This window comes from Psychrilyobacter piezotolerans (assembly GCF_003391055.1).
Lineage (GTDB): Bacteria > Fusobacteriota > Fusobacteriia > Fusobacteriales > Fusobacteriaceae > Psychrilyobacter > Psychrilyobacter piezotolerans.
Map to the genome: position 1 here is coordinate 81,334 of NZ_QUAJ01000006.1, position 23,599 is coordinate 104,932.

General features: G+C 33.8%; 24 protein-coding genes and 2 riboswitches. Of the genes, 3 read left to right on the plus strand and 21 right to left on the minus strand.

Annotated features, from left to right (window positions below):
- Position 1: 1 nt before the first annotated feature.
- From ilvN to DYH56_RS04890, 4 genes are all read right to left on the minus strand, one after another.
- Positions 2 to 487 carry an acetolactate synthase small subunit gene (ilvN, locus tag DYH56_RS04875; RefSeq protein ID WP_114641739.1) on the minus strand — a complete coding sequence of 162 codons (486 nt, stop codon included), beginning with the start codon at positions 485 to 487 and terminating at the stop codon, positions 2 to 4.
- Positions 484 to 2,193, minus strand: coding sequence for a biosynthetic-type acetolactate synthase large subunit (ilvB, locus tag DYH56_RS04880; RefSeq protein ID WP_114641740.1), 1,710 nt, complete (start codon positions 2,191 to 2,193; stop codon positions 484 to 486). The genes ilvN and ilvB overlap by 4 nt, the downstream gene beginning before the upstream one ends.
- Positions 2,194 to 2,440: 247 nt before the next feature.
- Positions 2,441 to 4,105 (minus strand): dihydroxy-acid dehydratase, encoded by a 1,665-nt coding sequence (ilvD, locus tag DYH56_RS04885; protein WP_114641741.1) that lies wholly within the window; start codon positions 4,103 to 4,105, stop codon positions 2,441 to 2,443.
- Between the two features lie 36 nt (positions 4,106 to 4,141).
- Entirely contained in the window at positions 4,142 to 5,110 is a 969-nt protein-coding gene (locus DYH56_RS04890) for a branched-chain amino acid transaminase (protein ID WP_114641742.1), read from the minus strand.
- 440 nt (positions 5,111 to 5,550) lie between these two features.
- Between DYH56_RS04890 and DYH56_RS04895 the strand changes: the two genes are divergently transcribed.
- Complete coding sequence (locus tag DYH56_RS04895; RefSeq protein WP_114641743.1) at positions 5,551 to 5,946, plus strand: hypothetical protein; 396 nt, start codon at positions 5,551 to 5,553, stop codon at positions 5,944 to 5,946.
- Between the two features lie 77 nt (positions 5,947 to 6,023).
- Here the strand turns inward: DYH56_RS04895 and guaB are convergent, their stop codons facing one another.
- The 6 genes from guaB to DYH56_RS04925 all read right to left on the minus strand — a co-directional run bounded on the left by guaB (position 6,024) and on the right by DYH56_RS04925 (position 12,818).
- Positions 6,024 to 7,481, minus strand: a complete 1,458-nt coding sequence (guaB, locus tag DYH56_RS04900; RefSeq protein WP_114641744.1) for an IMP dehydrogenase — start codon at positions 7,479 to 7,481, stop codon at positions 6,024 to 6,026.
- A 152-nt stretch (positions 7,482 to 7,633) separates the two neighbouring features.
- A riboswitch (purine riboswitch) is annotated at positions 7,634 to 7,731 on the minus strand.
- A 191-nt stretch (positions 7,732 to 7,922) separates the two neighbouring features.
- Complete coding sequence (locus tag DYH56_RS04905) at positions 7,923 to 9,434, minus strand: YfcC family protein (protein WP_114641745.1); 1,512 nt, start codon at positions 9,432 to 9,434, stop codon at positions 7,923 to 7,925.
- A 181-nt stretch (positions 9,435 to 9,615) separates the two neighbouring features.
- Positions 9,616 to 10,653: a hypothetical protein gene (locus DYH56_RS04910; protein ID WP_114641746.1), complete on the minus strand. Its 1,038-nt coding sequence runs from the start codon at positions 10,651 to 10,653 to the stop codon at positions 9,616 to 9,618.
- Positions 10,654 to 10,787: 134 nt separating this feature from the next.
- On the minus strand, positions 10,788 to 11,132 hold the full coding sequence (locus DYH56_RS04915; RefSeq protein ID WP_114641747.1) for a hypothetical protein: 345 nt from the start codon (positions 11,130 to 11,132) through the stop codon (positions 10,788 to 10,790).
- A gap of 43 nt (positions 11,133 to 11,175) precedes the next feature.
- Complete coding sequence (locus DYH56_RS04920; protein WP_114641748.1) at positions 11,176 to 12,045, minus strand: ParB/RepB/Spo0J family partition protein; 870 nt, start codon at positions 12,043 to 12,045, stop codon at positions 11,176 to 11,178.
- Positions 12,045 to 12,818, minus strand: coding sequence for a ParA family protein (locus DYH56_RS04925; RefSeq protein WP_114641749.1), 774 nt, complete (start codon positions 12,816 to 12,818; stop codon positions 12,045 to 12,047). The genes DYH56_RS04920 and DYH56_RS04925 overlap by 1 nt, the downstream gene beginning before the upstream one ends.
- A 581-nt stretch (positions 12,819 to 13,399) precedes the next feature.
- A riboswitch (purine riboswitch) is annotated at positions 13,400 to 13,497 on the plus strand.
- A gap of 97 nt (positions 13,498 to 13,594) precedes the next feature.
- On the opposite strand from DYH56_RS04925, the gene guaA reads away from it, so the two are divergent.
- Positions 13,595 to 15,133, plus strand: coding sequence for a glutamine-hydrolyzing GMP synthase (gene guaA, locus DYH56_RS04930; RefSeq protein WP_114641750.1), 1,539 nt, complete (start codon positions 13,595 to 13,597; stop codon positions 15,131 to 15,133).
- Positions 15,134 to 15,464: 331 nt separating this feature from the next.
- The gene (locus DYH56_RS04935) at positions 15,465 to 16,706 is read left to right on the plus strand and encodes a hypothetical protein (RefSeq protein ID WP_114641751.1); all 1,242 of its coding nucleotides are present in this window, start codon (positions 15,465 to 15,467) and stop codon (positions 16,704 to 16,706) included.
- A gap of 153 nt (positions 16,707 to 16,859) precedes the next feature.
- On the opposite strand, the gene DYH56_RS04940 is transcribed toward DYH56_RS04935, so the two are convergent.
- From DYH56_RS04940 to DYH56_RS04990, 11 genes are all read right to left on the minus strand, one after another.
- Positions 16,860 to 17,321 carry a hypothetical protein gene (locus tag DYH56_RS04940; RefSeq protein ID WP_114641752.1) on the minus strand — a complete coding sequence of 154 codons (462 nt, stop codon included), beginning with the start codon at positions 17,319 to 17,321 and terminating at the stop codon, positions 16,860 to 16,862.
- 8 nt (positions 17,322 to 17,329) lie between these two features.
- Complete coding sequence (locus tag DYH56_RS04945; protein ID WP_114641753.1) at positions 17,330 to 17,707, minus strand: M15 family metallopeptidase; 378 nt, start codon at positions 17,705 to 17,707, stop codon at positions 17,330 to 17,332.
- Positions 17,708 to 17,962 carry a hypothetical protein gene (locus tag DYH56_RS04950; protein ID WP_114641754.1) on the minus strand — a complete coding sequence of 85 codons (255 nt, stop codon included), beginning with the start codon at positions 17,960 to 17,962 and terminating at the stop codon, positions 17,708 to 17,710.
- Between the two features lie 37 nt (positions 17,963 to 17,999).
- On the minus strand, positions 18,000 to 18,290 hold the full coding sequence (locus DYH56_RS04955; protein WP_114641755.1) for a hypothetical protein: 291 nt from the start codon (positions 18,288 to 18,290) through the stop codon (positions 18,000 to 18,002).
- Positions 18,291 to 19,889 carry a hypothetical protein gene (locus DYH56_RS04960; protein ID WP_114641756.1) on the minus strand — a complete coding sequence of 533 codons (1,599 nt, stop codon included), beginning with the start codon at positions 19,887 to 19,889 and terminating at the stop codon, positions 18,291 to 18,293.
- A 14-nt stretch (positions 19,890 to 19,903) separates the two neighbouring features.
- Positions 19,904 to 20,335: a hypothetical protein gene (locus tag DYH56_RS04965; protein ID WP_147269591.1), complete on the minus strand. Its 432-nt coding sequence runs from the start codon at positions 20,333 to 20,335 to the stop codon at positions 19,904 to 19,906.
- A 172-nt stretch (positions 20,336 to 20,507) separates the two neighbouring features.
- Positions 20,508 to 21,062 carry a hypothetical protein gene (locus DYH56_RS04970; RefSeq protein WP_114641758.1) on the minus strand — a complete coding sequence of 185 codons (555 nt, stop codon included), beginning with the start codon at positions 21,060 to 21,062 and terminating at the stop codon, positions 20,508 to 20,510.
- Between the two features lie 10 nt (positions 21,063 to 21,072).
- Entirely contained in the window at positions 21,073 to 21,633 is a 561-nt protein-coding gene (locus DYH56_RS04975) for a putative phage tail protein (RefSeq protein WP_114641759.1), read from the minus strand.
- Positions 21,630 to 22,694, minus strand: coding sequence for a baseplate J/gp47 family protein (locus tag DYH56_RS04980; RefSeq protein WP_114641760.1), 1,065 nt, complete (start codon positions 22,692 to 22,694; stop codon positions 21,630 to 21,632). The genes DYH56_RS04975 and DYH56_RS04980 overlap by 4 nt, the downstream gene beginning before the upstream one ends.
- 1 nt (position 22,695) lies before the next feature.
- The gene (locus DYH56_RS04985) at positions 22,696 to 23,151 is read right to left on the minus strand and encodes a DUF2634 domain-containing protein (protein ID WP_114641761.1); all 456 of its coding nucleotides are present in this window, start codon (positions 23,149 to 23,151) and stop codon (positions 22,696 to 22,698) included.
- Positions 23,151 to 23,582, minus strand: a complete 432-nt coding sequence (locus DYH56_RS04990) for a DUF2577 family protein (protein ID WP_114641762.1) — start codon at positions 23,580 to 23,582, stop codon at positions 23,151 to 23,153. Before DYH56_RS04990 ends, DYH56_RS04985 begins: the two co-directional genes overlap by 1 nt.
- Positions 23,583 to 23,599: the final 17 nt, after the last annotated feature.

The window sequence follows — 23,599 nt, forward strand, 5'->3', positions numbered from 1 at the left end:
TTTATTGTTTTTCTCCCCTGTGCATAGCGGTTATTCCCGTTCTTGAGATCTCTAAAACCTCAAATTTCTGGACCAGCCTTAAAAAACCGTCGATTTTATCTAAATCTCCAATTAACTCTATAATCAATGATTCGTGGGAAATATCGATGATTTTCCCTTTAAATATCTCAGCAACTTCAATAAGTTCAGTACGGGTTTTAAAGTCGGTTTTTATTTTGACTAAAATCAGCTCTCTTTTGATGGTTCTTTCCTTGTCAAAAATCTGTACTTCCACTACATCCACAAGTTTTGCAACCTGTTTTTTAATTTGTTCTATAATTTTTTTATTTCCTATAACAGAGATAGTCATTCTGAAAAAACCATCTCTTTCACTGACTCCAGAAGTAATTCCATTGATATTAAAACCTCTTTTAGAAAATAATCCAGAAATTTTAGACAATACCCCTGGAATGTCTTTCATAATAACTAAAACTTGGTATTCTCTCATCTGTCCTCCTTTGATAAAATCATCTCATGTACTGATTTCCCAGGTGGTATCATAGGAAAAATATTTTCTTCCCTTGTAACAACACAGTCTATCAATACCGGTTTGTTGACTTCAAATGCTTTTTTTAGAAGATCGTCCAGGAGGGGGGTATTCTCTGCCCTATATGAATCGATGCTGTAGGCTTTTCCTAAAGTTACAAAATCAGGATTCATTTCCAGATCAACAAAGGAATATCTTTTGTCATGAAACATCTCCTGCCACTGTCTGACCATCCCAAGGAAAGAATTATTTACAATGATGATCTTAATATCTAAATTATATTGTGAGATGGTCATAAGTTCCTGGGAGTTCATCTGAAATCCCCCATCTCCTACAATGGCAACAACCTCCCTGTCTGGATTAGCAAGTTTAGCTCCTATGGCAGCTGGTAATCCAAATCCCATGGTTCCTGCCCCTCCAGAAGTTACAATACTATCAGGTCTGTTAAATTCATAATACTGGGCTGTCCACATCTGATGCTGCCCGACATCTGTACAGACGATAGCGTTACCTTTAGTTACCTGGCTTATTTTGGAGATCAGATCCTGGGGACTGATTTTACCTGCAGAAAATTCTCTGGAAAGGGGAAATTTATTTTTCAACTCTAAAATCCTGTCGATCCATTGAGGGTGTTGTTTTTCATAGGGAGATTCTAAAAGTTTTTTTAAAATACAATTTAAATCTCCAACAATATGCAGATCTGCTTCCTTTATCTTGTTTATTTCAGCTTCATCGATGTCTATATGTATAATTTTTGCATTTTTACAAAATCTTTGGACATCTCCAGTGACTCTGTCATCGAATCTCATCCCCAGAGCTATCACCAGATCAGCTTCATCTACAGCATAGTTGGCATATGGTGTACCATGCATTCCCAGCATATGAAGGTTATGAATATCATGGTGGGGGAGGGTTCCTAATCCCAAAAGGGTAGATGTCATGGGAATATCAAATTTTTTAATAACTTTTTTTAATGTTTCCTGGGCTTTTGATTTAACAATACCATTTCCTGAAAGGATAATAGGTCTTTTGCTCTCTCTGATCATATCTGTCATAAGTTCTATGGATTTAGTCTCCGGACTCTCATATAAGTGATGGTATGTAGAAGTCGGGTTATTTTCAGCCCTGTAAAGTTGTTCAAACTTTTCATAGGAGATCTCCTCCAACTGAATATTTTTTGGAATATCCACAAGGACTGGTCCGGGTCTTCCTATATTTGTAAGGTAGATAGCTTCCTTTAAGATCCTAGGCAGATCTTCAATGGTTCTCACAAGATAACTATGCTTAGTTATAGGAAGAGAAATTCCTGTAATATCAGATTCTTGAAAAGCATCACTGCCTAAATTTGTACTTGGAACCTGTCCTGTAATTACCAGCAGGGGAGTCGAATCCATATAAGCAGTCATTATTCCGGTAACTGTATTGGTAGCACCAGGTCCCGAAGTAGCTATTGAAACTCCTGTTTTTCTACTGACTCTGGCATATCCGTCTGCTGCATGGGTAGCACCCTGCTCATGCCTTGTAAAAATATGTTTTATCTTATCTTTGTAATCGTAGAGAGCATCATAGAGAGGTATTACTGCTCCACCAGGATAACCAAAGACTGTATTTAAATCATGTCTATATAAAATTTCTAAAATTATTCTAGCTCCATTAATATTTTTCATTTGAATACTCCCTTCTTAACAATATTTATTTTTATAACTGAACTTTTGCCATGGTGCATGCCTTTAAAACCGTAGTTATTAATTTTAAATGAAATTAATAATCGTTTGCTCCGGCGGGCAAACAGCCATAATTTTTCTTTAAAATCATCAAAATACTTTATTTTAAATAGAATTTTAAAGAAAATAAGAATTATACCTTAATATTATGATGGACTTTGTAAGCTTGAAATATCAATCATAAATAAAATTAATAATTTTTTAAAAGGACAGCTCCCTTACTGGCTGAACTGACAACCTGCTGGTATCTTCTGAGGTAGCTGCTTTCTACCTGTTTTACCAGGGGCTTAAAGGTGGCTTTTCTTTTTTCTATCTCACTGTCACTGACTTTTAAAGAGATAGATCTATTGGGAATATCGATCTCTATAAGATCTCCCTCTTTTACAAGACCGATAAGTCCGCCGGTGGCTGCTTCTGGAGATATATGACCAATTGCTGCTCCACGACTGGCTCCGGAAAATCTGCCGTCTGTGATAAGAGCACAATATTTATCCAGTCCCATTCCAGCTAACGTGGCAGTAGGAGCTAACATCTCCCTCATCCCCGGTCCTCCCTTTGGACCTTCATATCTTATGACAATTACATCGCCTTTTTTTATCTGACCTCCTAAGATAGCTTTTACCGAGTCCTCTTCGTTTTCAAAGACTCTGGCAGGTCCAGAATGTTTAGTCATTGTTTTATCTACTGCCCCGGCTTTAACAATGGCTCCATCTGCCGCTAAATTCCCGTATAGAGTGGCTAATCCGCCATTTTTATAATAGGCATTTTCAAAACTTCGAATGACATCGTTGTCTAATACCCTGCTCATCTTAGCAACTTCCAGCTGGGGTTTTAACATTACAGTAGGAGCTTCCTTCAAACAGTTATTTTCATGTAAAACATTCATAACTGCTGAAACTCCTCCTGCCATCTGCAGGTCCTCTATAAAATGTTCCCCTGAGGGAGATAATTTACATATCTGTAAAACTTCCTTTGAAACATCATCAAATTCTTTTAAAGTTAGTTCTATTCCACATTCATTGGCAATAGCAGGAAGGTGTAAACTTGAGTTTGTAGACCCCCCCAATGCCATATCAACAGCTATAGCGTTATAAAAAGCATCCTTTGTCATGATATCTTTAGGTTTTAAATCTGCTTCTAATAATTTTAAAACCTGCATCCCGGCAGTTTTGGCCAGTCTGATTCTTTCTGAAAATACAGCCGGGATGGTTCCGTTACCAGATAACGCCATTCCAAGAGCTTCTGTAAGACAATTCATGGTGTTAGCAGTATACATCCCGGAACAAGAACCACATGTTGGACAGGCGGCATTTTCAGCTTCTGCCAGGTCATCGCAGGTCATAGTCCCATTTTCATATCCACCGACATATTCAAAGACGTTGCTTAAGCCGATTTTTTTACCTTTAAATACACCGGCCAGCATAGGTCCTCCACTGATAAAAATAGATGGAATATTTAATCTTGCCGCCGCCATGAGCATTCCAGGGACCACTTTGTCACAGTTTGGAATGAATACCATAGCATCAAAGGGCATTGCAGTAGCACTTATTTCGGCAGAGTCGGCTATGATTTCCCTGCTGGGAAGGGAAAAACTCATCCCATTATGGTTCATAGCCAGGCCGTCACAAACAGCAATGGTGCTGAACTCCAGAGGAACCCCGCCGGCTAATCTAACACCGGTTTTGACAGCATCGATAATTTTATCCAGATGCATATGTCCTGGAACTATTTCATTATAGGAACCGGCTATTCCTATAATTGGTCTTTTAATTTCCTCATCTATAAGCCCTAAAGCTTTTAAAAGAGATCTATGGGGAGCTCTCTGGCTCCCTTTTTTTAATTCATCACTTCTCATAATGGTCTCCTAATTTCTAATTTTTTTATCAAATATCTATCTTGCATAAGTTGACCAAGAGTTATACTTGGGATTTTTCTCTTCGGTCATCTTTACATAAGTTAACCAAGAATTATACTTGGGATTTTTCCCTTCAGTCATCTCAAAGAAGGCTTTTTGTATTTTCTCTGTAATGGGACCTCTTTTACCGCTTCCAATTTTAATCTTGTCAACAGTGGCTATTGGTGTGATCTCAGCAGCAGTTCCGGAAAAAAACATCTCGTCGGCCGTATATAGGGATTCCCTGGAAATTGTTTCTTCAACAACTTCATAACCCAGGTCACGGGCTATTGTAATTACCGAATCCCGGGTAATACCAATAAGGGCTGAGGATCCTGATTGGGGAGAATAGATCTTCCCACCCGAAACTAAAAATAAATTTTCTCCGCTCCCCTCACTGACATTTCCGGAATAGTCCAGGGCAATACCTTCATCATAGCCATTTTCAAGTGCCTCCATCTTGATAAGCTGGGAACTCAAGTAGTTTCCCCCGGCCTTGGCAGCTGTAGGCATTGTATTTGGTGCTAACCGTCTCCAGGAAGAGACACAGACGTCAACTCCTTTAGTTAAAGCTTCTTCCCCCAGATATGCTCCCCATTCCCAGGCGGCTATCATAGTTTCAACCGGACAATTAGATGGATTTACTCCTAAAGATTCATATCCCCTGTATACAAGGGGTCTGATATAGGCAGTTTTGATACCATTGATCAGGATAGTATCGAATATGGCTTGTTTTACCTCCTCTTTAGAATATGGGATCTCAGTTCTATATATTTTACAAGAGTTATATAATCTGTCGATATGTTCGTCTAACCTGAATACAGCTGTTCCTTCCTCTGTTTTATAAGCTCTGATCCCTTCAAAAAAGCTGGATCCATAATGCATTACATGGGATAAAACGTGAACCTTAGCATTGTCATGATCGATCATCTCACCATTCATCCATATTTTTTTAGTATTTATCATCTCTATACCTCCTAAATTCATTATTTTTTTATAAAAAAAGAAGCAGCTAATAATATTAGCTGCTCCTATACTACTTTCCCCAAATAATTAATCTTGTTAAAAAACTATTGTTTTAAAAAAAATTATCGGAATTTGTACTATAAAGATCACAACTAATATTATTGATTATGGTTATAATTATTATTATTATTATAGCTATAGAAATATTAATTATTGATCTCATAGTTTTACCTCCGTTTTTTTGTTTGTTTTTTTTATTGATACAACAATAACATTTTTACGTGACGCTGTCAAAAAAATAATTAAATTTTTTTTTATTATTTTAGTTTTTTTTTATAAAACTACTGATTTTATTGGGAAAGATGAACAAAATTAAATATATATAATTTTTAGAAAAATTTATGATAGAATAAGAAAAAGAATAAATTATGGAGGGAAAGATGGAAAAAAATAACTATGAAAATTTAAAGGAAGAACTGACAAAACTTTGGAACAGGGAAAGAGCTGATAATTTTTTAGAGGAGATAGTTGATAAGATAGATGAGGATCAATTGGAGTGTCTGTCAAAGATGATTATCTATATAGCTGATAAGACACCTGATCTGGATGAAATTAAATTAACAGAGATAGCTAATAGCCTTGATACCTTCGACGGATCATTGGAATTTTTAGAGTATTTCTTTAAAATGACCCAGCCGGATCTGGTGGATAGTATGATGGAAAATTTAAAAGCAGATCCCGAAGAGGTGATAGACCTTTTGGAATCTATGGAAGACCAGGGGATCATAGAATATCTGGCAGAATTCGGATCATTTTATGTGTGGTTTAAGGGGTAAGAAGTTGTTTAGTCGGTTATTAATATTAAAGAGGATACCTATTGGTATCCTCTTTATTTTATTCTTACACTATCATCCTATGTTGTATAGTTAGGAGCTTCTTTTGTAATATTTATATCGTGTGGATGAGATTCTTTAAGTCCCGACCCTGTGATCTTTACAAACTTTCCATCTCTTTTTAAAACTTCTATTGTAGGAGTACCGCAATATCCCATACCAGCTCTGATTCCACCACAAAGTTGGAAGATAACATCGGATAATGCTCCCTTATAAGCTACCCTTCCTTCGATCCCTTCAGGTACTAATTTTTTAGCCTTCCCTTGGAAATATCTGTCTCCAGATCCCCTTTTCATAGCAGCCATAGATCCCATACCTACATATACCTTAAATTTTCTACCATTGTATATAACTTCTTCTCCAGGAGCTTCTTCGGTACCGGCAAGAAGTCCTCCTACCATTACACAGTCTGCACCAGCAGCCAGAGCTTTAACAATATCCCCGGATAACTTTATTCCACCATCGGCAATAACTCCTACTTCCAGGTTTTTGCAAACTTCATATACATCATTAACAGCAGTTAATTGAGGAACACCTACTCCTGCCACAACACGGGTAGTACAGATAGAACCAGGTCCTACTCCTACCTTTACAGCAGTAGCTCCAGCTTCTACCAGATCAATGGCAGCCTGGGCAGTTACGATATTCCCCCCGATGATATCTAATTCTGGGAATTCAGCGCTGATATTTTTTATCATATTAAGAACACCCTGGGAATGACCATGGGCTGAGTCTACAGTGATAATATCCACCCCAGCTTCTACCAATGCACTTACCCTTTCCATGGTATCGGCTCCAATTCCAACAGCTCCTCCGACTCTTAGTCTTCCCTTAGAATCCTTGCAGGCATTGGGGTATTCCTCTAAATTATCGATATCTTTTATAGTGATAAGTCCCATTAATTTATTGTTTTCATCTACGATAGGTAATTTTTCAATTCTGTTTTCAAGTAAAATTTCCTTAGCTTCCTCTAGAGTAGTTCCAATAGATGCTGTAATAAGATTTTCAGAGGTCATGATCTCCTCTACTTTCTGGCTCAGATCTTTCCTGTATTTTAAATCTCTATTTGTGATTATTCCTACCAATGTTCCGTCGTCTTCTACAATTGGCAACCCGGAAACTCTGTAGGTAGCCATAATCTTATCTGCATCAGCTAAGATAGAGTTCCTATGTAAGATGATAGGGTTTGTAATCATCCCGGACTCATTTCTCTTAACCTTATCTATCTCAGCAGCCTGGTCTTCGATGGACATATTTTTATGGATAAATCCTAAGCCCCCTTCACGTGCCATGGAGATTGCCATCTTAGATTCTGTAACAGTATCCATAGCAGCACTTAAAAATGGAATATTTAGGGTGATTTTTTTAGTTAAATTTGTTTTTAATGATACCTCGTGGGGTAAGACCTCTGATTTTTGTGGCACTAATAATACATCGTCAAATGTAATTGCTTCTTTGATTATTTTTCCGTTTAACATAAATAAACCTCCTGATTCTATTAAAATTAAAATGATAAAAAGCTAATTTTTTTATGATCGAACTGTGTTTTTAATTACATCTTAGAAAAAAGTATAAAAAAAAAGACCGTAGTCCACCCTCTACAAAAACTATGTGTGAAGAGTATAGACTCCTGCCTTTACTTTTCACCCATAGAGGTTAATTTTAGGTTAACCGTAGAGACACCAGACCATATTTCTAGCTTATATGAGTTATTGATTATTGTTATAAATTTCAATAATGATAACATAAATATGATATTGTTGTCAATAACAAAAATATGATAAAAAAATAATAAAAAACAAATTTTTTTAACACTTTAGTACTGTTTTAAAAGTGTTTTTATGATTGAGTTAAATAAAAAAATCCTCTGTATTTTTATTTTACAGAGGATTTTAATTTTAAAATTTGTTTTTAAATTTTTAGAAATAAACTCCTACAAGAAGTAATCCGGAAGTAAATACTAATAAAATTCCTAATAGAGGCATAATAAATTTAAACCACTTATCTAAAGTTACATTTACCATCATCAAAGAGGCTAAAACAAGACCTGTAGGAGTGATAAATGCCATCATTCCCATACCGTATTGGTAAGCACTGACAATTGACTCACGAGGAATACCAACAACGTCTGCAAGGGGAGCCATGATAGGCATAGATAATACAGCCAACCCAGAAGATGATGGAACAAAGAATGAAAGTCCGGCAAACAAGATCATCATAACATTGATAAATAAACCCTTATCCATACCTGCAACTATATTTGAAGTGTAATAGAGCATAGTGTCACTGATTAATCCGTTATCCATAATCATTGTAACTCCTCTGGCAATACCAACGATCAGAGCCACTCCTAAAAGATCTCTGGCACCATTTAAAAATTCAGCGACATAAATTTTTTCATCTATTTTTTCTATGACAGCTACAACTATAGAAGCTACAAAGAACAAAGTAGTCATCTCTAAGAACCACCAGTCAAGTTTTGAAACACCGTAGATCATAACTATAAATGAGAGTGCAAATATAGATAGGATTAATTTAGTTCTGACATCAAAAGCTTTAGCTTCTTTATCTGTATCGGAGTGTAAAAATCTTTCCTCTATCTCAGTTTTTTGTGAAAAAATAAGAGATTTACTGGGGTCTTTTTTTACTTTTTCGGCATATCTGATGATGTACATTATGCAAATAGTTGTTCCGGCTACAAGCATAACTCCTCTTCCAATTATTCCAGATGTCCAGTTAATACCGGCAGCATTAGAAGCCATAATAGTAGCAAATGGGTTTACGGTAGAAGCCATAGTACCGATAGATGATCCGACATAGATTGCAGCTACTGCTACCATAGCATCATAACCTACTGCCAAAAATACAGGTACCAGAATGGGATAAAATGCAATAGTTTCTTCAGCTAACCCAAAAGATGTTCCACCTAAAGCAATGAGTGAAGTGATGATTATGATAAGCCATTTTTCCTTCCCGTTTAACGTCTTGGCAAGGTGGGAAATTCCTGAATCAAATGCACCAGTATGATTAACTACACCTATGAATCCACCGATTATTAGGATAAAGAAGATGATATCTACTCCTCCATACATCCCGTTTATAGGAGATTGGAATAACTGTTTTATTCCCTGTGGATTAGATTTTAATTTAGTATAAGTTCCCGGGATTCCTATAGGTTTCCAAATGTCACCTCCTATAAATTTATCAAGTTTAGCTTTGATATCAAAATTATCCAGAGTTTCTTGAGTTGGTGGATAGTTAGTTGTCTCACCAGTGGCTGTGGTAACTGCAAATACATTTTCATGGCTGTTGTAAGCCAGTGAATCATATTTACCTGCCGGCATGATCCAAGTTAGGATAGCTACTAAGGCAGCCACAATAAAAAGTATGGTATAAGCTGTTGGAAATTGAAGTTTTTTCTTTGTTGTCATAATATTCTCCTTTTTGAATGTGATTATAATGTAATTCTAGTACAATTTTAAGCAAAACGCAACAAAAAGAACTATTTTCAAACTTTATTTTAATATTTATATGGAAAATCATATAAAGTTAGTATTTTTGAACTAAAAAAAAGAGTATCCATCTAAGATACTCTTTCAGAAATAATTTTTTTTAAAAACGACCTTTAATAACATCTTTTTCATCAAGAATACCAGCTTCTACCAAAGCAGCCATATAAGAAGTATTTTCCCGTGACATCCGCACTGTAGCCCCTGCTATTCCTTCAAATGAATTTTGAACAGTTTTGGTTGCTCCCGCAGTGAGATCTATTCCAAAATAATTGTTTTTATTTATACTTTCTGAATATCTGTTGGAAGACCAATCGATCAATGACTTGACTTCATTGGCATTTTTACCGATAAGGTAATTTTCAATGGCATCATAGTTTCCTTTCCATCCTCCGTTGGAATGGAAGCCGTATTTCACATCCATCTTCTCAGGGACTCCGGTTTTGAACTCTACACCTAAAGCAGTTAGAAATTCAAGGAGAGTTGAATTTCCATCCGTTCCCTTTAAAATACCCCGATTTTTAATTACATTGTTATAGGGATGAATCGCGTATAGATGTTTCCCTTCTAGTTCCGACCAGTCTTTAGGTTTTAAAAGCCCGCTTTTTGAAGCTCTTACTGTAGGAACTAAACCTCTGTTGATAGTTAGGTCTCTAAACTTGGAATTGAAATCAAAGCCAGGCTCAAACTTAGCTTCCAGCTGGTAACGAATAACGGCGTCTAATATTACGAGAGCCACAGTTCCGTCATCATCTACTGCTACAGCATAAAATCCCATCATATCATTGGTTTTTATATTGAACATAGATATCCCATTTTTATAGTCAGAGCCTGGAGCAGCCGCCACGGGATCTACGGAGAAATCCACCGATACATCAGCTTCAGGGTCATTTCTAGCTATCCACTTTCCGTTTTTTAAGACCAAAAAGTCGATCTTTGCATTTGAAATTGTTCCATTCTTCTCCAATGTTAAGACTGTTTCTATTTTCTGTTTAGCGTCCTTTAGAGAGACTCCCTTAGAATGATCCTTCCAGTATACACCTTTGTATGTTCCGCTATAATCCTTTTCCTTAAAAAAAACATATGCTGCCAAAGAAAGAATTATGGCTATTATCCCTAATAATATTAATTTTTTTTTCAAAATAACACCTCCTACGATTTATTTCTTTTATTATTCTAATTTAAAAAAAATTTCCTTTTATAACTTAGACTGCATAATCAAATACGACAAAAAAAGAGCATTCATCTAAGAATACTCTTTCAGAAATAATTTTTTTATTTTTTCAGCAGATCTTCAATGTTGATATCTGTATTAAAATCCATATCATAGATCTTAAATTTAAAAAAACCGTTGTCATCACAGGGGATATCATATTTCGGCATAATCTTTTCGTAGATATAATCATAGATTATAACGATAGTTCCATTATTTTTATTTTCATCTAAGACATTTTTTAATCCCACAACTCTTTTGGGATCTATCCCCAATACAGTTTTTATAAGACACAGTCTCTTTCCCTCATCGGGAAGGGTATCCAAAACCCTGCCCAGTGTAGGGGAGATTTTTATTGCAAAGATGGGTTTAATTGGATCTCTAGGGATAAATTTTATTTTACTCATCTAATCACCTGTTTTTATTTAATTGGATGCAGCGTCACGCTTCTTATTTTATAAATGTATAGTCTTCTTTTTCCATCATCTCTTTAATTTTTTCAAAATAATCCTTAACTTCTGAAGGAACTTTTTTCTTTACAGAAAAATTAAATCCTTTGGCAGTGTATTTTATAGATATTTTTTTGGGTTTTTCCGATAAATTTAGGTTTTTTAATAGATCCCTCAATTCATCCCTGTTAAAATCCTTATATTCTTTTACAATATCAGATGTAGTCTTTTCAGATCTCAGCTTATTGACAACTTTATTTAATAGTTCAGCCTTATCTGCTCCTAAAATTTCTATGATTTCCCTGATTTCTATGGGATAGTTGATAGCATTTTTTATCCTGTAATATGTTTTTTTACTGATATTATATCCGGTGATTATATCTTCAATAGATTTATCTTTTCTGGCAGCTTCCTTGTTAAATTTATAGGATTGCTCCAGTAAAGTTAAATTTTTTCTCTTTAAATTTTCATCGATAGAGATAGTGTCTAAAAGGCTGTATGGAGTATTTTTATCAAATATTACTACCCTGTCCTTGGCTTTAACTTCTACTTCTTCTGTGTAGAGTTCCTTTATGGCACTGGATCTTCGAAGACCACTGATGATTCTAAATGTTCCCTCTTCCTTCTCCTGAAGATATATTATATTTAAGAGTCCTATAGCACTAATACTTTCTTTGAGTTCATTTAATTCCGAATCATCCATGGAAAGTCTGTTTATAAAGGTTAGGTCTTCAAAATCAACCTGGTCCAGGAGTTCAGGACGCATATGAACCATCCTTCCATATTGTTTTACTATTTTTTCCTTTGGAAGGTCTATTGTTTCTTTTTTCGGCCCCCTGTTAAGTAAAGGATTATTTCCTAATCTACTCATTAACTCTCCTCCCTTTCAATTATTTCAACACAAAGACCCTTATAATCTTTGGCTCCATTACTTCTGGGAGCATAATCAAAGATACTGAGTCCATGGGAAGATGCTTCTGCTACTTTTATATTTCTTCTGATTAAAGTTTTAAACATATTCTCTCCGAAGAATTCCTTTAACTGCCCGATAACTTCTACATGAAGTTTAGATCTGGAATCTACCATGGTAGCAAAGATCCCGCCGATCCTAAGGTCATCGTTCATCCTATGAGTAACGATATCTATAGTATCCATGAGTTCTACAATTCCTTCTAAGGCATAAAATTCTGTCTGAACCGGGATATATACCTCGTGGGAAGCCATAAGGGCGTTGAATGTAAGGGTATCTAAACTAGGAGGACAGTCAATGAGGACATAGTCATATCCATATACATCTTTTAAAATCTCCTTTAGCAGACTCTCCTTCCCTGGAACTCCCCCTAATTCTAAATTAACCTTGGACATCTTTATATTAGTTGGAAGGATATCGGCAAATGAAGTTTCTACAACTATATCACCAAAATTTAATTTACTTGTTCCAAAAGACTTGGCCTTTAGGAGGTCATATACTGTATAGTCTAGATTTCTTTTGTCCAGACCAAAACCAGAGGTTAGATTTCCCTGGGGGTCAAAGTCGATAGCTAAAACTTTTTTTCCCAGACCATGCAAACCTGCGGCTATGTTTTGAGTAGACGTAGTCTTAGCTACCCCACCTTTTTGATTTAAAATTGAAATTATCTTCATTTACCCACCTTCCATATATTGTATTTATTTTAATTATTAACTGAACTTTCGCCATGGTGCACGCATTAAAAACCGTAGAGTTTGCCAGCCTCCGGCGGGCAAACAGCCGTATTTTTCCTTTAAAATCATCAAAATACTTTATTTCAAATAGAATTTTAAAGAAAATAAGAATTACATCTTAATATTTATTGCGGGCTTTATAAGCACAAAACACCGATTATTAATTGAACTTTTACCTGAGCAGATGCCTTTAAAATAACAGACTTGTCCACTCTAAACTACCATTAATATTAGCATATAATTGATCATTTTACAAACCAATCCCCTATTTCAACCTGATATTTTATTGACAATTTTTTAAAAGGAGATCTTTTTAGAATGCTCCAAAACAAATAAAAAAAATTGAAAATTAGATAAATGACTATCCTAAAAAATTATTTAATAGTTTAACCGGTATAGATCTGGAAAATATGTGTATGTCTGGTTAATTTTAAAGTGGGAGAATAAAAGTTGCAATTTACCACGAGACTTTAATTCTTTTAATATATTGACATCTAAGAAAATACGTGGTAATATTCTTTAAATTTATTATTAATATAACTCATATAAATCGGAAATAGGGTCCGATGTATCTACGACTAACCTTAAATTAGTATCTATGAGTGAATTCTAACCCAAAGTCTAGGCTCTAAAAAGTATAGACTCCATTTGGATAGGTTCACTGTAGATACAGAGAGCTTATTTATATGGAGTTTTTTTTATTATAGGAGGATGAAATGAAACAGAATAGTATAGTTATTTTAGATTTTGGTTCTCAATATAACCAATTGATTGCAAGAAGAGTAAGGGAAATGGGTGTTTATGCCGAGGTCGTTCCTTATTTTGAAGACTTAGAGAAGATAAAAGCTAGAAATCCAAAGGGAATAATCCTGTCTGGAGGACCTGCATCTGTATATTTAGAGGGAGCTCCTACAGTAGATAAAGCCATGTTTGACTTAGATATACCGATCCTTGGAATTTGTTATGGAATGCAGCTTACCCAGCATCTACTTGGCGGGGAAGTAGCCAAGGCCGATAAGCAGGAATTTGGAAAAGCTGAAGTTATAATAGATGATGAAAATTCTCCTTTTTTCTACGGAATAGAAGACAATACCCAGGTATGGATGTCCCATGGAGATCACGTTACCAAGATAGCTCCGGGATTTGAAAAAATAGCTCATACTGCTTCATCTATAGCTACACTGTATAATGCTGAAAGAAATATCTATAATGTGCAGTTTCATCCTGAGGTAACTCATTCGGTAGATGGACATCAAATGCTTAGAAACTTCGTATTCGATGTATGTAAATGTGAAGAAAACTGGTCTATGGGAAATTATATAGAACAGACTGTAAAAGAGATAAAGGAAACTGTAGGAGATAAGAAAGTAATCTTAGCTCTATCTGGCGGGGTAGACTCATCGGTAGCTGCAGTACTTATCCATAAAGCCATTGGAGACCAGCTTAGCTGTTTCTTCGTAGATACAGGTCTTATGAGAAAAAATGAAGCTGAAAAAGTAATGAAAACTTATGGGGAACACTACCATATGAATATAGAGTGTGTAGATGCTGAAGACAGATTCTTAAATAAATTAAAGGGTGTTTCAGATCCTGAAACTAAGAGAAAGATAATCGGACATGAATTTATTGCAATCTTCGATGAACAAAAACAAAAGATGAAAGATGCAGAATTCCTGGCTCAAGGTACTATCTACCCGGATGTTATCGAATCTCAATCTGTAAAGGGACCATCTGCTACTATCAAATCTCATCACAATGTAGGTGGATTACCAGAAGAGATGGATTTCAAATTATTGGAACCGTTAAGAGAATTATTCAAAGATGAGGTAAGAAAAGTTGGAAGAGAATTGGGTATCCCTGATCATATGATCGACAGACATCCATTCCCGGGACCTGGTTTAGGAATCAGAATCATAGGGGAAGTGGATAAGGAAAAGGCTGATATCTTAAGGGAAGCAGATGATATCTTTATCTCGGAATTAAGAGCTGCCAACCTATATCAAGAGGTAAGTCAGGCATTCGTAGTATTATTACCTGTAAAATCTGTAGGAGTAATGGGAGACGAAAGAACCTATGAATATACCGCAGTATTAAGATCAGCAGATACAATAGACTTTATGACTGCTACATGGTCACACCTTCCGTATGAATTCTTAGGAAGAGTATCCAACAGAATCATAAATGAAGTTAAGGGAATCAACAGATTAGCCTATGATATTTCTTCTAAACCACCTGCAACTATAGAGTGGGAGTGATTTTTCGTTAATTTATTCCAATCTAATCAAATCTAAAAACTTGAAAAACCTTGATTTTTAAAGGTTTAAAGCTTAAAACAACATCTTAACAGTTCTAATTAAATCTAATAAATGTGACTAAATGTGTGACTATAAAAAATATAGTCACATTTTTTTATCTTGTACTCCGTAGAAAAAGTCTACCAATTAAGGTAGACTTTTTTCGTAAAAATAAATTTATTTTAAGAGTTTTTAAAGAAAAAAAGATTACTAATAAATTTGTAATGTTAAAATCTATTTACTTATGTTAAGATAAATCAGGCAATAAAACTTATAAAGGGGGATAACACTCGTGGAAATTACATTTTTAGAAAATGGAATTGATTCTTTACAAAAGGGGTTTAAATCATTAAATGAATACGAACAAATAAGAGAAGGTGAAAATAAAAATAAATTTTTTCTCTTAAAGGATACGATTATTAATATTCATCATGGAATTGAAATATTAATGAAGCATATTTTAAAAGATGAAAGTCCTTATCTGATATATTCTCAAATTGATAGGAATGTAAAAAGTGGTTATCAAGAGATGAGACAAAAAAAATTAAATAGTATATTTAAAACAAATTTAAAAAATAAAATTCATACTGTGACATATGAAGAAGCTTTTGAAAGATTAAAATTTATTTGCGGTCATGATTTTTCTGAGAAAGTAGAAACAAAAATATTAAAATTAAGTGAGTATAGAAATCAAATTACCCATTCAGAAATTTTTTTCAAAGAAACTGATATAATAAATTTATTTGAAGGATTTTTAGACGAAATAGATCATTATTTTTTTGAATCTATTGGAAAAGATTATAAAACTTTAAATGGTTATAGTGAGTTAGTAATAAATATGGAGAAATATCAAGAAATTCTAGAAGAGAAAAATTTAATTTTAAAAAAAGAAATTTTAGATTGTCTTGGTACTGCATTTAAAAAGTTAAAATTTGGTATGGGAGCTGACGAAGTAAAAAGAATTACTGATTTAAATACCGCAATGGGGATAGTTGAAGAAATTTTAAAAAAAGATTTTACTTTAGGTACAGATTTGTATAATGGTTTCTGCTCTGGAAGAATAAAAAAAATAAGAAGGATTAGCAAAGATCATATTTCTATTTTTACAGAAGATAATGGTTCTGAATATATTTTTAAGTTTAAAAGTATGATTTTATATTTTCCAGATTTATTGTCAAACTTTTCACCAATTTTAATATTTGAAGCTGATGAAGATGAAAGCGATATTGAAAAGTATAAAGATTTTTATTCAGTAGATATGTACGGAAGAAAAGAATTAACAGGACTTTATTTTTTAAAAGAGAATCGTTTAACTTTTGATCCGAAAGAAGTTAATGATTTCTATTATAGATTAGACTATGATGAAGATTTTGTTGCTCCATCTAATTATCCAACATATAAATTTTTAACAAAAACAATTTTCTGCCAATTAAATGTACAAGGATTAGATTATGTTGGTTTTGAACAAATCATAAGAAAATATAAAGATTTAGACGGTAGTGAATTAGAAAAACTTTTGAAAAATTCTTTATAGAAAGAGTAGAAAATTTGGTGATTTATTGTTGCTAAATACTTTAGTTTTATCATGAAATTTAAAATATGAAAGGGATATTTTTTAAATATCCCTTTTAATCTATTTTTATATCTCCAAAACAACTCCTTTATAGAGTCAGCTCTCCTAAAAATCTTATCTTTTCTTAATCTCAGAACTTCCGAAATAGAATCCTATTATCAGCATGGTAATATTGGTTATAGATCCAACTACCATACTATTCATTTGTTTGTCACTGCCTACTTCTCCCTTTAAGCTTATCCAATACAGATAAATACAAAATGATACCCATACAAGGGCAATTAGGGCACTGATATTCTTTTGAAGCCAAGATGAATTATTAGAGTCATTTATTTTAAAATTCATCTCTCTAGCATCTTTTTTATCATCTAAAATAAACCTAACATATTCATTTTCCTTTTCTTTTAATTTCAGAAGTAGTTGAGGATCTCCCTGAAAGGCTTTTAAAATTCCTGTCTCAGTAGATGATCCTGTTAACCCTGTAAGAGTTGTTAATGCCCCTACAGGATTCCCCATGACTGCCTGAGCTAATGCAGGGAGTCCTTTATCTTTTAAAAAATTTATAATTTTATTCATAATACCTCCTAATCTAATTGGAAATGTGGATAATCTTTAAAAGATGTCCAATCTCCTCCATAACTATATTTAAATCCTAGATGTTTAGCTGTTATTTTTAATTCTTCTCCAATTTGTTTAAATTGTTTTATATTATTCCAGTCATTGTCAAAAGGGTAGGGGATAAAATCTATTGCTTTCCCCAGTTGATGTTTACTTTTTCGATTTACACCATCACATTTAGAGTATCCACCTTTAAACGCTTTTTGTTGATCTTCTAAAGTTCTTAAACCAGATGTAAGGGTAAAATCTACATTACCCCTAGCTAAAACCATTCCAACAACAAGAGACAATCTAGGATCTATCCCTTGGATATTTTTTATACTTCTACTTGATATTTTATTCATTTATTTCCCTCCTTTTAAAAAATCTACCGCCATTTTAAGTTGATCTATAAAACTATCATGAAGCTTTTCGTGAGTGTCATTATATGTTTTAAAATCATCTCTATCTAATTTTTTACCATCTAAAAATCTTTCTAAAGATTTTATTTCTATTTTTATTTTAGCTTGTTCTCTCCAAAGGTATAAACTAAATAAAATTATTAAAATAAATAGCCCCCTTATAGGATCTTTTAAAATCAAATTTATTAATTCAATCATTTTTCCCTCCTAATTTTTTCGATCAACCAAAACAAATTTAGATTTGTTTAGCTTCCGCTAACAACTCGTCAAAATGCTCTGTAATATAATCTTGTTTAATAACCTCACCGTATTCATCATATTCTGCACCCTGTTCAAATTCTATTCTCCAAGGCAAATTATGTTGTTCGTACCACCAAGCAACCGCCACTTGTTCTGTAGTTCCATCTTTTTTTGTTATAGTTTTGTATTCCGTCATACCCTCTATAAGTATATAAAACTGCAATTGCACCCCTTTATATTTATAAGGTTTAGATGGTTTTCTAGAGTCAAATCTAATCTTTGCCATTTATCTCACCTTCCTAATTTGTCCTTCTTCTGTTACTCTTAATACCCCACTCACGTTAGTGAAAAATGAAGGTATAGCCCAAACGTCATTAATTTCTTCTACGTATCCATACACAGGGATTCCTGTATTTTTTGGTATAAATTCATAGAATCCATATCTGTTCGCTAAGAAGGTATCTCTGTTTTCATCCACTTTTGTAGTAGTATAAGTTACACCATTATCATCTGCTTTCTTTTGGAAATAAGGAACATTGTGCGGTGTTCCTATTAATTTTTGAGGTATTATGTATTTCCCTAATTTTATTTTTGCGTATTCATTTCTAAGCCCTTCCTCTCCTAAGTCTCCTTTATATGTCAACCAAATCGTGAAGTTGACGTGAAAGGCTTCTCTAACAGAGTTATTATCAAAGCCGATCGTGAATTTCCCATCGGATAAACCTCTGTTTCTAACTTCGATACTATATTCATTGCCGTCTTCTCTTATATATTTATCAAATGTATTTGAAATTATTAAATCTCCAGTATATCCTACTGAACTAATTGCTCGGTAGTTTTCAACTGATCCAGTATTTAAGTCATTTCCTGCTCTTGCGAAAATTCCCGTTGTTTGTGCACCACTAAATCCAATTCCTATAAAACTGTGTGTTTCGGTCGTCCAAGGTTCGTCCATAACCAACCTACCGTTAGGGGCGGTGTTTGGGACGAAAGGGAGAATGTTTGAAGTTTTGGTTTGTACTATCTCTTTTGCTCTCCATTTGTATAGAACATCTTGACCTTGAGCTTGATATACTATTGGCAATTGTATAGGGAAATGTCTAGCAGTAGAGTCTCTATATAGTTCTATTTTATTACCTTCGTAGTTAATTACATCATACATATCCCCAACTCCTGTTAAATCAAAAAGATTTTCATAACCAGGGTATGGTTCACAAATGTAACTTCCGCTTAATTTTGTTGTTTCAAACATGGTGGCGGAGTAAAATGGTGCTGAGCTTGTATCTCCAACTGGTTGATTTATATTTTTCATTGTATATTCAAATACGTTCCATCCATCTTCTATATATACATTTCTAGAAACAATAGCAAAAATACTACTTTGGTTACTGTTCATATTCTCTCCAAATTTATAAATATTCTCATACCCTTCCCCGATATAAATACTCTCATCCTCATAATCAATAACTCCTTGCATCCCATTAGGGTCGAAAATCGTTCCGTTTCCTTGTGATATTGGAGCATCGATTTGTATTTTGTGCATCATTCCATCTTTTACAGAAAATCCACCTACTAATGGATGTTCAGGAGTTCCTAACTCCACGAAACAATTCTGTATTTGTTCTTGTTGTGCTACTGCTTTTGCAGAATTCGAATTTATAGCATCTACCACATCCTGAGGCACTATTCCATCAACTATGCCAAGTATGCTGCTCAAAGTTGCAATACTCCCGTCTGGATTTAAATACTTATTCGCCTGTGGCAAATATCTTTTATATTTTTCATGAACTGTAGCCATGTCAACTGCAATCCCACTGAAAGTTTGTAATGACCCATCAGGGTTTACAAGCAGATTGGCTGCTCCTGTATAGTTTTCATAATCCATTTTTACCTCCTTGTTTATGGTAATTTATATCCTGTTATTGTAAGTGTTCCTGTTACATAAGTTGTTGGAGATACAGTCACAGTACGCTCATTATCATCATTACCTACAGTGTACTGGTGAATATCTACACCCTTCAAGTTGATTCTCTGACTTACATTAGCTAAAGTCGCTGAGTCTGATTTAAGAGTACCACCTCCACTTACTGACTTATGTCCTGTATCATGTTCGTGTGGATGTCCAATGTTATATATCTGAGCACCACCCTCTGCTTTAACATCCCCATGATTCCAACTATGCTCTACCCAATCACTTTCATTCTGCCAAGCTGCTCCTGAGAAACTCCAAGTTGCACTATATACATTCAATTGTGATAGAAATGCAGAATATGCGAGTGACCCATTTGTACCTGCACTAAGGGATACTGCCAAGGTAATCGTGAAAGGCACTCTAGGTTGATTTAAGTAATAGTTTCCTACCTTCAATGTTTTTGTTGCTGGTTTTACTGTTGTTAGAAAACCATACCTAGTAACTCCGCCACCAATTAACTTCAAAGCTGGACTGGATACCTTTCCTGAAGTTAGAGTGTAGTCAGTTGAACCAATTCGTAATTTCGCCATATTACACCACCGTTATCGTGTAGCCGTTCAACACTACATAGTTCGTATATATAGCATTTACTGTAGTATTTCCTAAAGCATCTCTTCCCACCACCGTATTTCCTACAAGACCTGAAGTTCGTGATTGCCCACCTAACTTGGCAGAGTCAACCGCTTGAGCATTAGCATTTAGTTTAGTTGCTATTAGATTTGTTATTGTAGTAGCAAAGTTAGGGTCATCTCCAAGAGCTCTAGCCAATTCATTTAATGTATCTAAAGTTGCTGGAGCAGCATCAAGTATTCCAGCTGTATTGGCATCAGAATACTGTTTAAGGAATAGCATTAAAGCATTTATTACATCCATAGATGCGAGTTCTTCTTCAGAAAAAGATGTATAATCAGTAGCTTTATCCAGGTTAAATGCTGTTTTTTTGGAGATTTTAGGTTCTTTATTTTGATCTAGACCATTTAATTCATTATCTATTTTTTTCATGTCATTATTATAATCGTCTCTTTTAAGTCTGTCGTTTCCCATAAATTGAGAAAGACCACGACTTGTTTTATTTGTACTAGCCATTTAATCCCTCCTACGGCTTAAATATAGTTATTTCTAATTCATCCCAAGATAGATCTTTACTTTCGAACTCATCCCAAGTTAGATCCCAGCTATCCCATAAATCCCAATATAAATAATGAAAAATATAATTAACTAATAAATATGCTGGTTTAGTCTTGTTTATTTCTGCTTTTAAACTTTCTAAATCAGAAGGAATACCCGCAACTCCTACAAAATTAAGTGTTAAATTATCATCGATAAAATCAACATCTATTATTCCATTTTTCCAACTATCACAAACAGTTTGTAATAATTTTTCTGTACAATTACCTTTTGCTTTCCATTTAGCTTGGATAGCTTGTTGTTTTTCTTCTAGTGTTAAATTTTCATTTAATGTTACTCTCAATAAATTCAACATTAATGGAACTCCAAAATCTTCATCCATAGAAGTAAAAAAAAGATTCTTATATATTTTTTCAATTAAAAGACTTACTTTGTCTAATTCAATTCCTATACTATTACACAAACCAATTATATATTTATCCTCTTTTATTAGTTTATTCAAATTATCAAGTAATTTATCATTTATCATACTGAAACACTTCCTAATACTGCTATTTCTTCATCTGATAGCATTATATTAGATGATAGGTTACCATTTACAGTAACATTAGCAACATCAAGTACCCCTTCGGTACTTATAATAAGTGATACTATTTTAGAATGTGATATATAATTTAGTTGTTCATCAAATGCAACTGTTTTAAGATATTTAGTTATAGAATTTTCTATTTCTAGTTTGATATTATTTAAAATATAATTACTTGATTTTGTTATTGTAGCTGAGATATTAATTAATTTTTGCGTAGCTGATACAACTGTACAATAGCTTCCAAGTGCTGATTTACCATATCCTTTACCCCATTTTGGGGGTTCTATGGGATCAATATATTCTTGTGTTTTGGCTACTAACTCTGATGAAGCAGGTAGCATATTATCATCAATAATTATTACTTTAACTGAATTATTACCCTTCCAAGTTGGAAAGATTTTTGCTTTTCCAACTCCTGCAACTTCCCTTGCCCACTTTTCAAAATGATACACATTATTTGAGGTCACAGGATTTTGAACATCATCTAGGTATCTTTCTAATAGCGATCCATGACTTTCTGAATTAAAACCATCATAACTAGGTTCATTATTTACAACTATATTTATTCCTTGTAAGGTTATAGGAAATTGAGTAATGCTTCCTGTATCTACCATCCCAATACTCCCTATTTGCGTACATTCAGCTTCAGTTTGACCATTCCCATCTATAAGTTTTGTTTCCAATGATTGAAATTGAATATTTGACTTTGTACTAAATAAATCCCCTATATTTATAGTTCCTTGACCTGTAAGATCTAAAATTACTTTTGCATTTGTAGCTTTTTTTCTGATTATCCCTCTTCTAGTTTTAGCTTCTACTTCTAATTCTTCAATAGTCATATTCCTAGGATCTATTTTCTTTTCTACTCCCTCTACTTTACTAATTAATTCATCAATCTCTAATGAAACAGATTTTAAAAGGTCATATGTAAGAAAACCAGGGGTTTTATTTTCATATTCTTTTGGCATATTCTTTTGCATATTTTTTAAACTTTCATTCATTTTATCCCCCTTCTATTCTTACAGTCTGACCATCTTTTAGTATTATTTCAAAGTTACACTTAAACTCAACACTAGTTAATTTAGCACTAAAATCTTGGATTCTTTCAACTACATTTAATTTTAATAAACTCTTTTCAATTTCTCTTTTTATTTCACTTTCCATAAAACCTTGTGGTAAATTTCTCTGACCTCTGTAATTAAAGTAGGTCATTCCAAACTCAGTATCTTTATAGATCTTAAATTTTTCATATGCAGTTCTTAATAATACTTGTACATACATTTTTACTTTCTCTTCAATTATTTTACACTCTTTCGGTCTTCCATTTTCCATTATGATAGTAGCTTTATTTTCTATAAAATTTATCATAAAAATCCTTCCAAGTGTTGTTTTATTCAGTTCATTTTCTTCTTCATTGATTTGATTGGCTATACCATCTAAATCCATTGTAGGAAACATTATTTCACCTTCCTTACTTTATCCACTATAAACCATGTTTGTTCATCTATAGTTGGAACTAACATCACTAAATCATTTTTTTTTAATGTATCAGTGAACCAAAAATCCCCTTGTGCTTTATAATCTCCAGTTGATTCATCTGAACCTTTTCCTGCTAATGTTTTGATAGGGTGTGTGTGTAAACTGGCTATTTCAGTAGCTGTTGTATTTTGAAAACTATAATTTTCTATATCCCTAGTCATTTCTGTTATTTCAGACTCGATTTTATAAGTACGATAATAATCATTCCATAAATTATCTGTCATATATAATTGATCGGGGTATAGTGTTATTTGTCCTTCTAAAATAGAAATTTTTAACTCTGGTGGTGGATTAATAACTTTTCCTAGAACATTTCCAATTGGTTTTTCATTTCGTAACTTCCGAAACATTTTAGCTACTTTAACTT

Excerpts from the sequence above, each read along its gene's own strand:
- DYH56_RS04905 (WP_114641745.1), bottom strand. The coding sequence starts at position 9,434 with ATGACAACAAAGAAAAAACTTCAATTTCCAACAGCTTATACCATACTT.
- DYH56_RS04895 (WP_114641743.1), top strand. The coding sequence starts at position 5,551 with ATGGAAAAAAATAACTATGAAAATTTAAAGGAAGAACTGACAAAACTT.
- DYH56_RS04925 (WP_114641749.1), bottom strand. The coding sequence starts at position 12,818 with ATGAAGATAATTTCAATTTTAAATCAAAAAGGTGGGGTAGCTAAGACT.
- DYH56_RS04980 (WP_114641760.1), bottom strand. The coding sequence starts at position 22,694 with ATGAATGAAAGTTTAAAAAATATGCAAAAGAATATGCCAAAAGAATAT.
- DYH56_RS04970 (WP_114641758.1), bottom strand. The coding sequence starts at position 21,062 with ATGGCTAGTACAAATAAAACAAGTCGTGGTCTTTCTCAATTTATGGGA.
- DYH56_RS04985 (WP_114641761.1), bottom strand. The coding sequence starts at position 23,151 with ATGTTTCCTACAATGGATTTAGATGGTATAGCCAATCAAATCAATGAA.
- DYH56_RS04920 (WP_114641748.1), bottom strand. The coding sequence starts at position 12,045 with ATGAGTAGATTAGGAAATAATCCTTTACTTAACAGGGGGCCGAAAAAA.
- DYH56_RS04975 (WP_114641759.1), bottom strand. The coding sequence starts at position 21,633 with ATGATAAATGATAAATTACTTGATAATTTGAATAAACTAATAAAAGAG.
- guaB (WP_114641744.1), bottom strand. The coding sequence starts at position 7,481 with ATGTTAAACGGAAAAATAATCAAAGAAGCAATTACATTTGACGATGTA.
- DYH56_RS04945 (WP_114641753.1), bottom strand. The coding sequence starts at position 17,707 with ATGAATAAAATATCAAGTAGAAGTATAAAAAATATCCAAGGGATAGAT.
- guaA (WP_114641750.1), top strand. The coding sequence starts at position 13,595 with ATGAAACAGAATAGTATAGTTATTTTAGATTTTGGTTCTCAATATAAC.
- ilvD (WP_114641741.1), bottom strand. The coding sequence starts at position 4,105 with ATGAGAAGTGATGAATTAAAAAAAGGGAGCCAGAGAGCTCCCCATAGA.
- ilvB (WP_114641740.1), bottom strand. The coding sequence starts at position 2,193 with ATGAAAAATATTAATGGAGCTAGAATAATTTTAGAAATTTTATATAGA.
- DYH56_RS04890 (WP_114641742.1), bottom strand. The coding sequence starts at position 5,110 with ATGATAAATACTAAAAAAATATGGATGAATGGTGAGATGATCGATCAT.
- DYH56_RS04990 (WP_114641762.1), bottom strand. The coding sequence starts at position 23,582 with ATGTTTCGGAAGTTACGAAATGAAAAACCAATTGGAAATGTTCTAGGA.
- DYH56_RS04915 (WP_114641747.1), bottom strand. The coding sequence starts at position 11,132 with ATGAGTAAAATAAAATTTATCCCTAGAGATCCAATTAAACCCATCTTT.
- ilvN (WP_114641739.1), bottom strand. The coding sequence starts at position 487 with ATGAGAGAATACCAAGTTTTAGTTATTATGAAAGACATTCCAGGGGTA.
- DYH56_RS04960 (WP_114641756.1), bottom strand. The coding sequence starts at position 19,889 with ATGGATTATGAAAACTATACAGGAGCAGCCAATCTGCTTGTAAACCCT.
- DYH56_RS04950 (WP_114641754.1), bottom strand. The coding sequence starts at position 17,962 with ATGATTGAATTAATAAATTTGATTTTAAAAGATCCTATAAGGGGGCTA.
- DYH56_RS04955 (WP_114641755.1), bottom strand. The coding sequence starts at position 18,290 with ATGGCAAAGATTAGATTTGACTCTAGAAAACCATCTAAACCTTATAAA.
- DYH56_RS04940 (WP_114641752.1), bottom strand. The coding sequence starts at position 17,321 with ATGAATAAAATTATAAATTTTTTAAAAGATAAAGGACTCCCTGCATTA.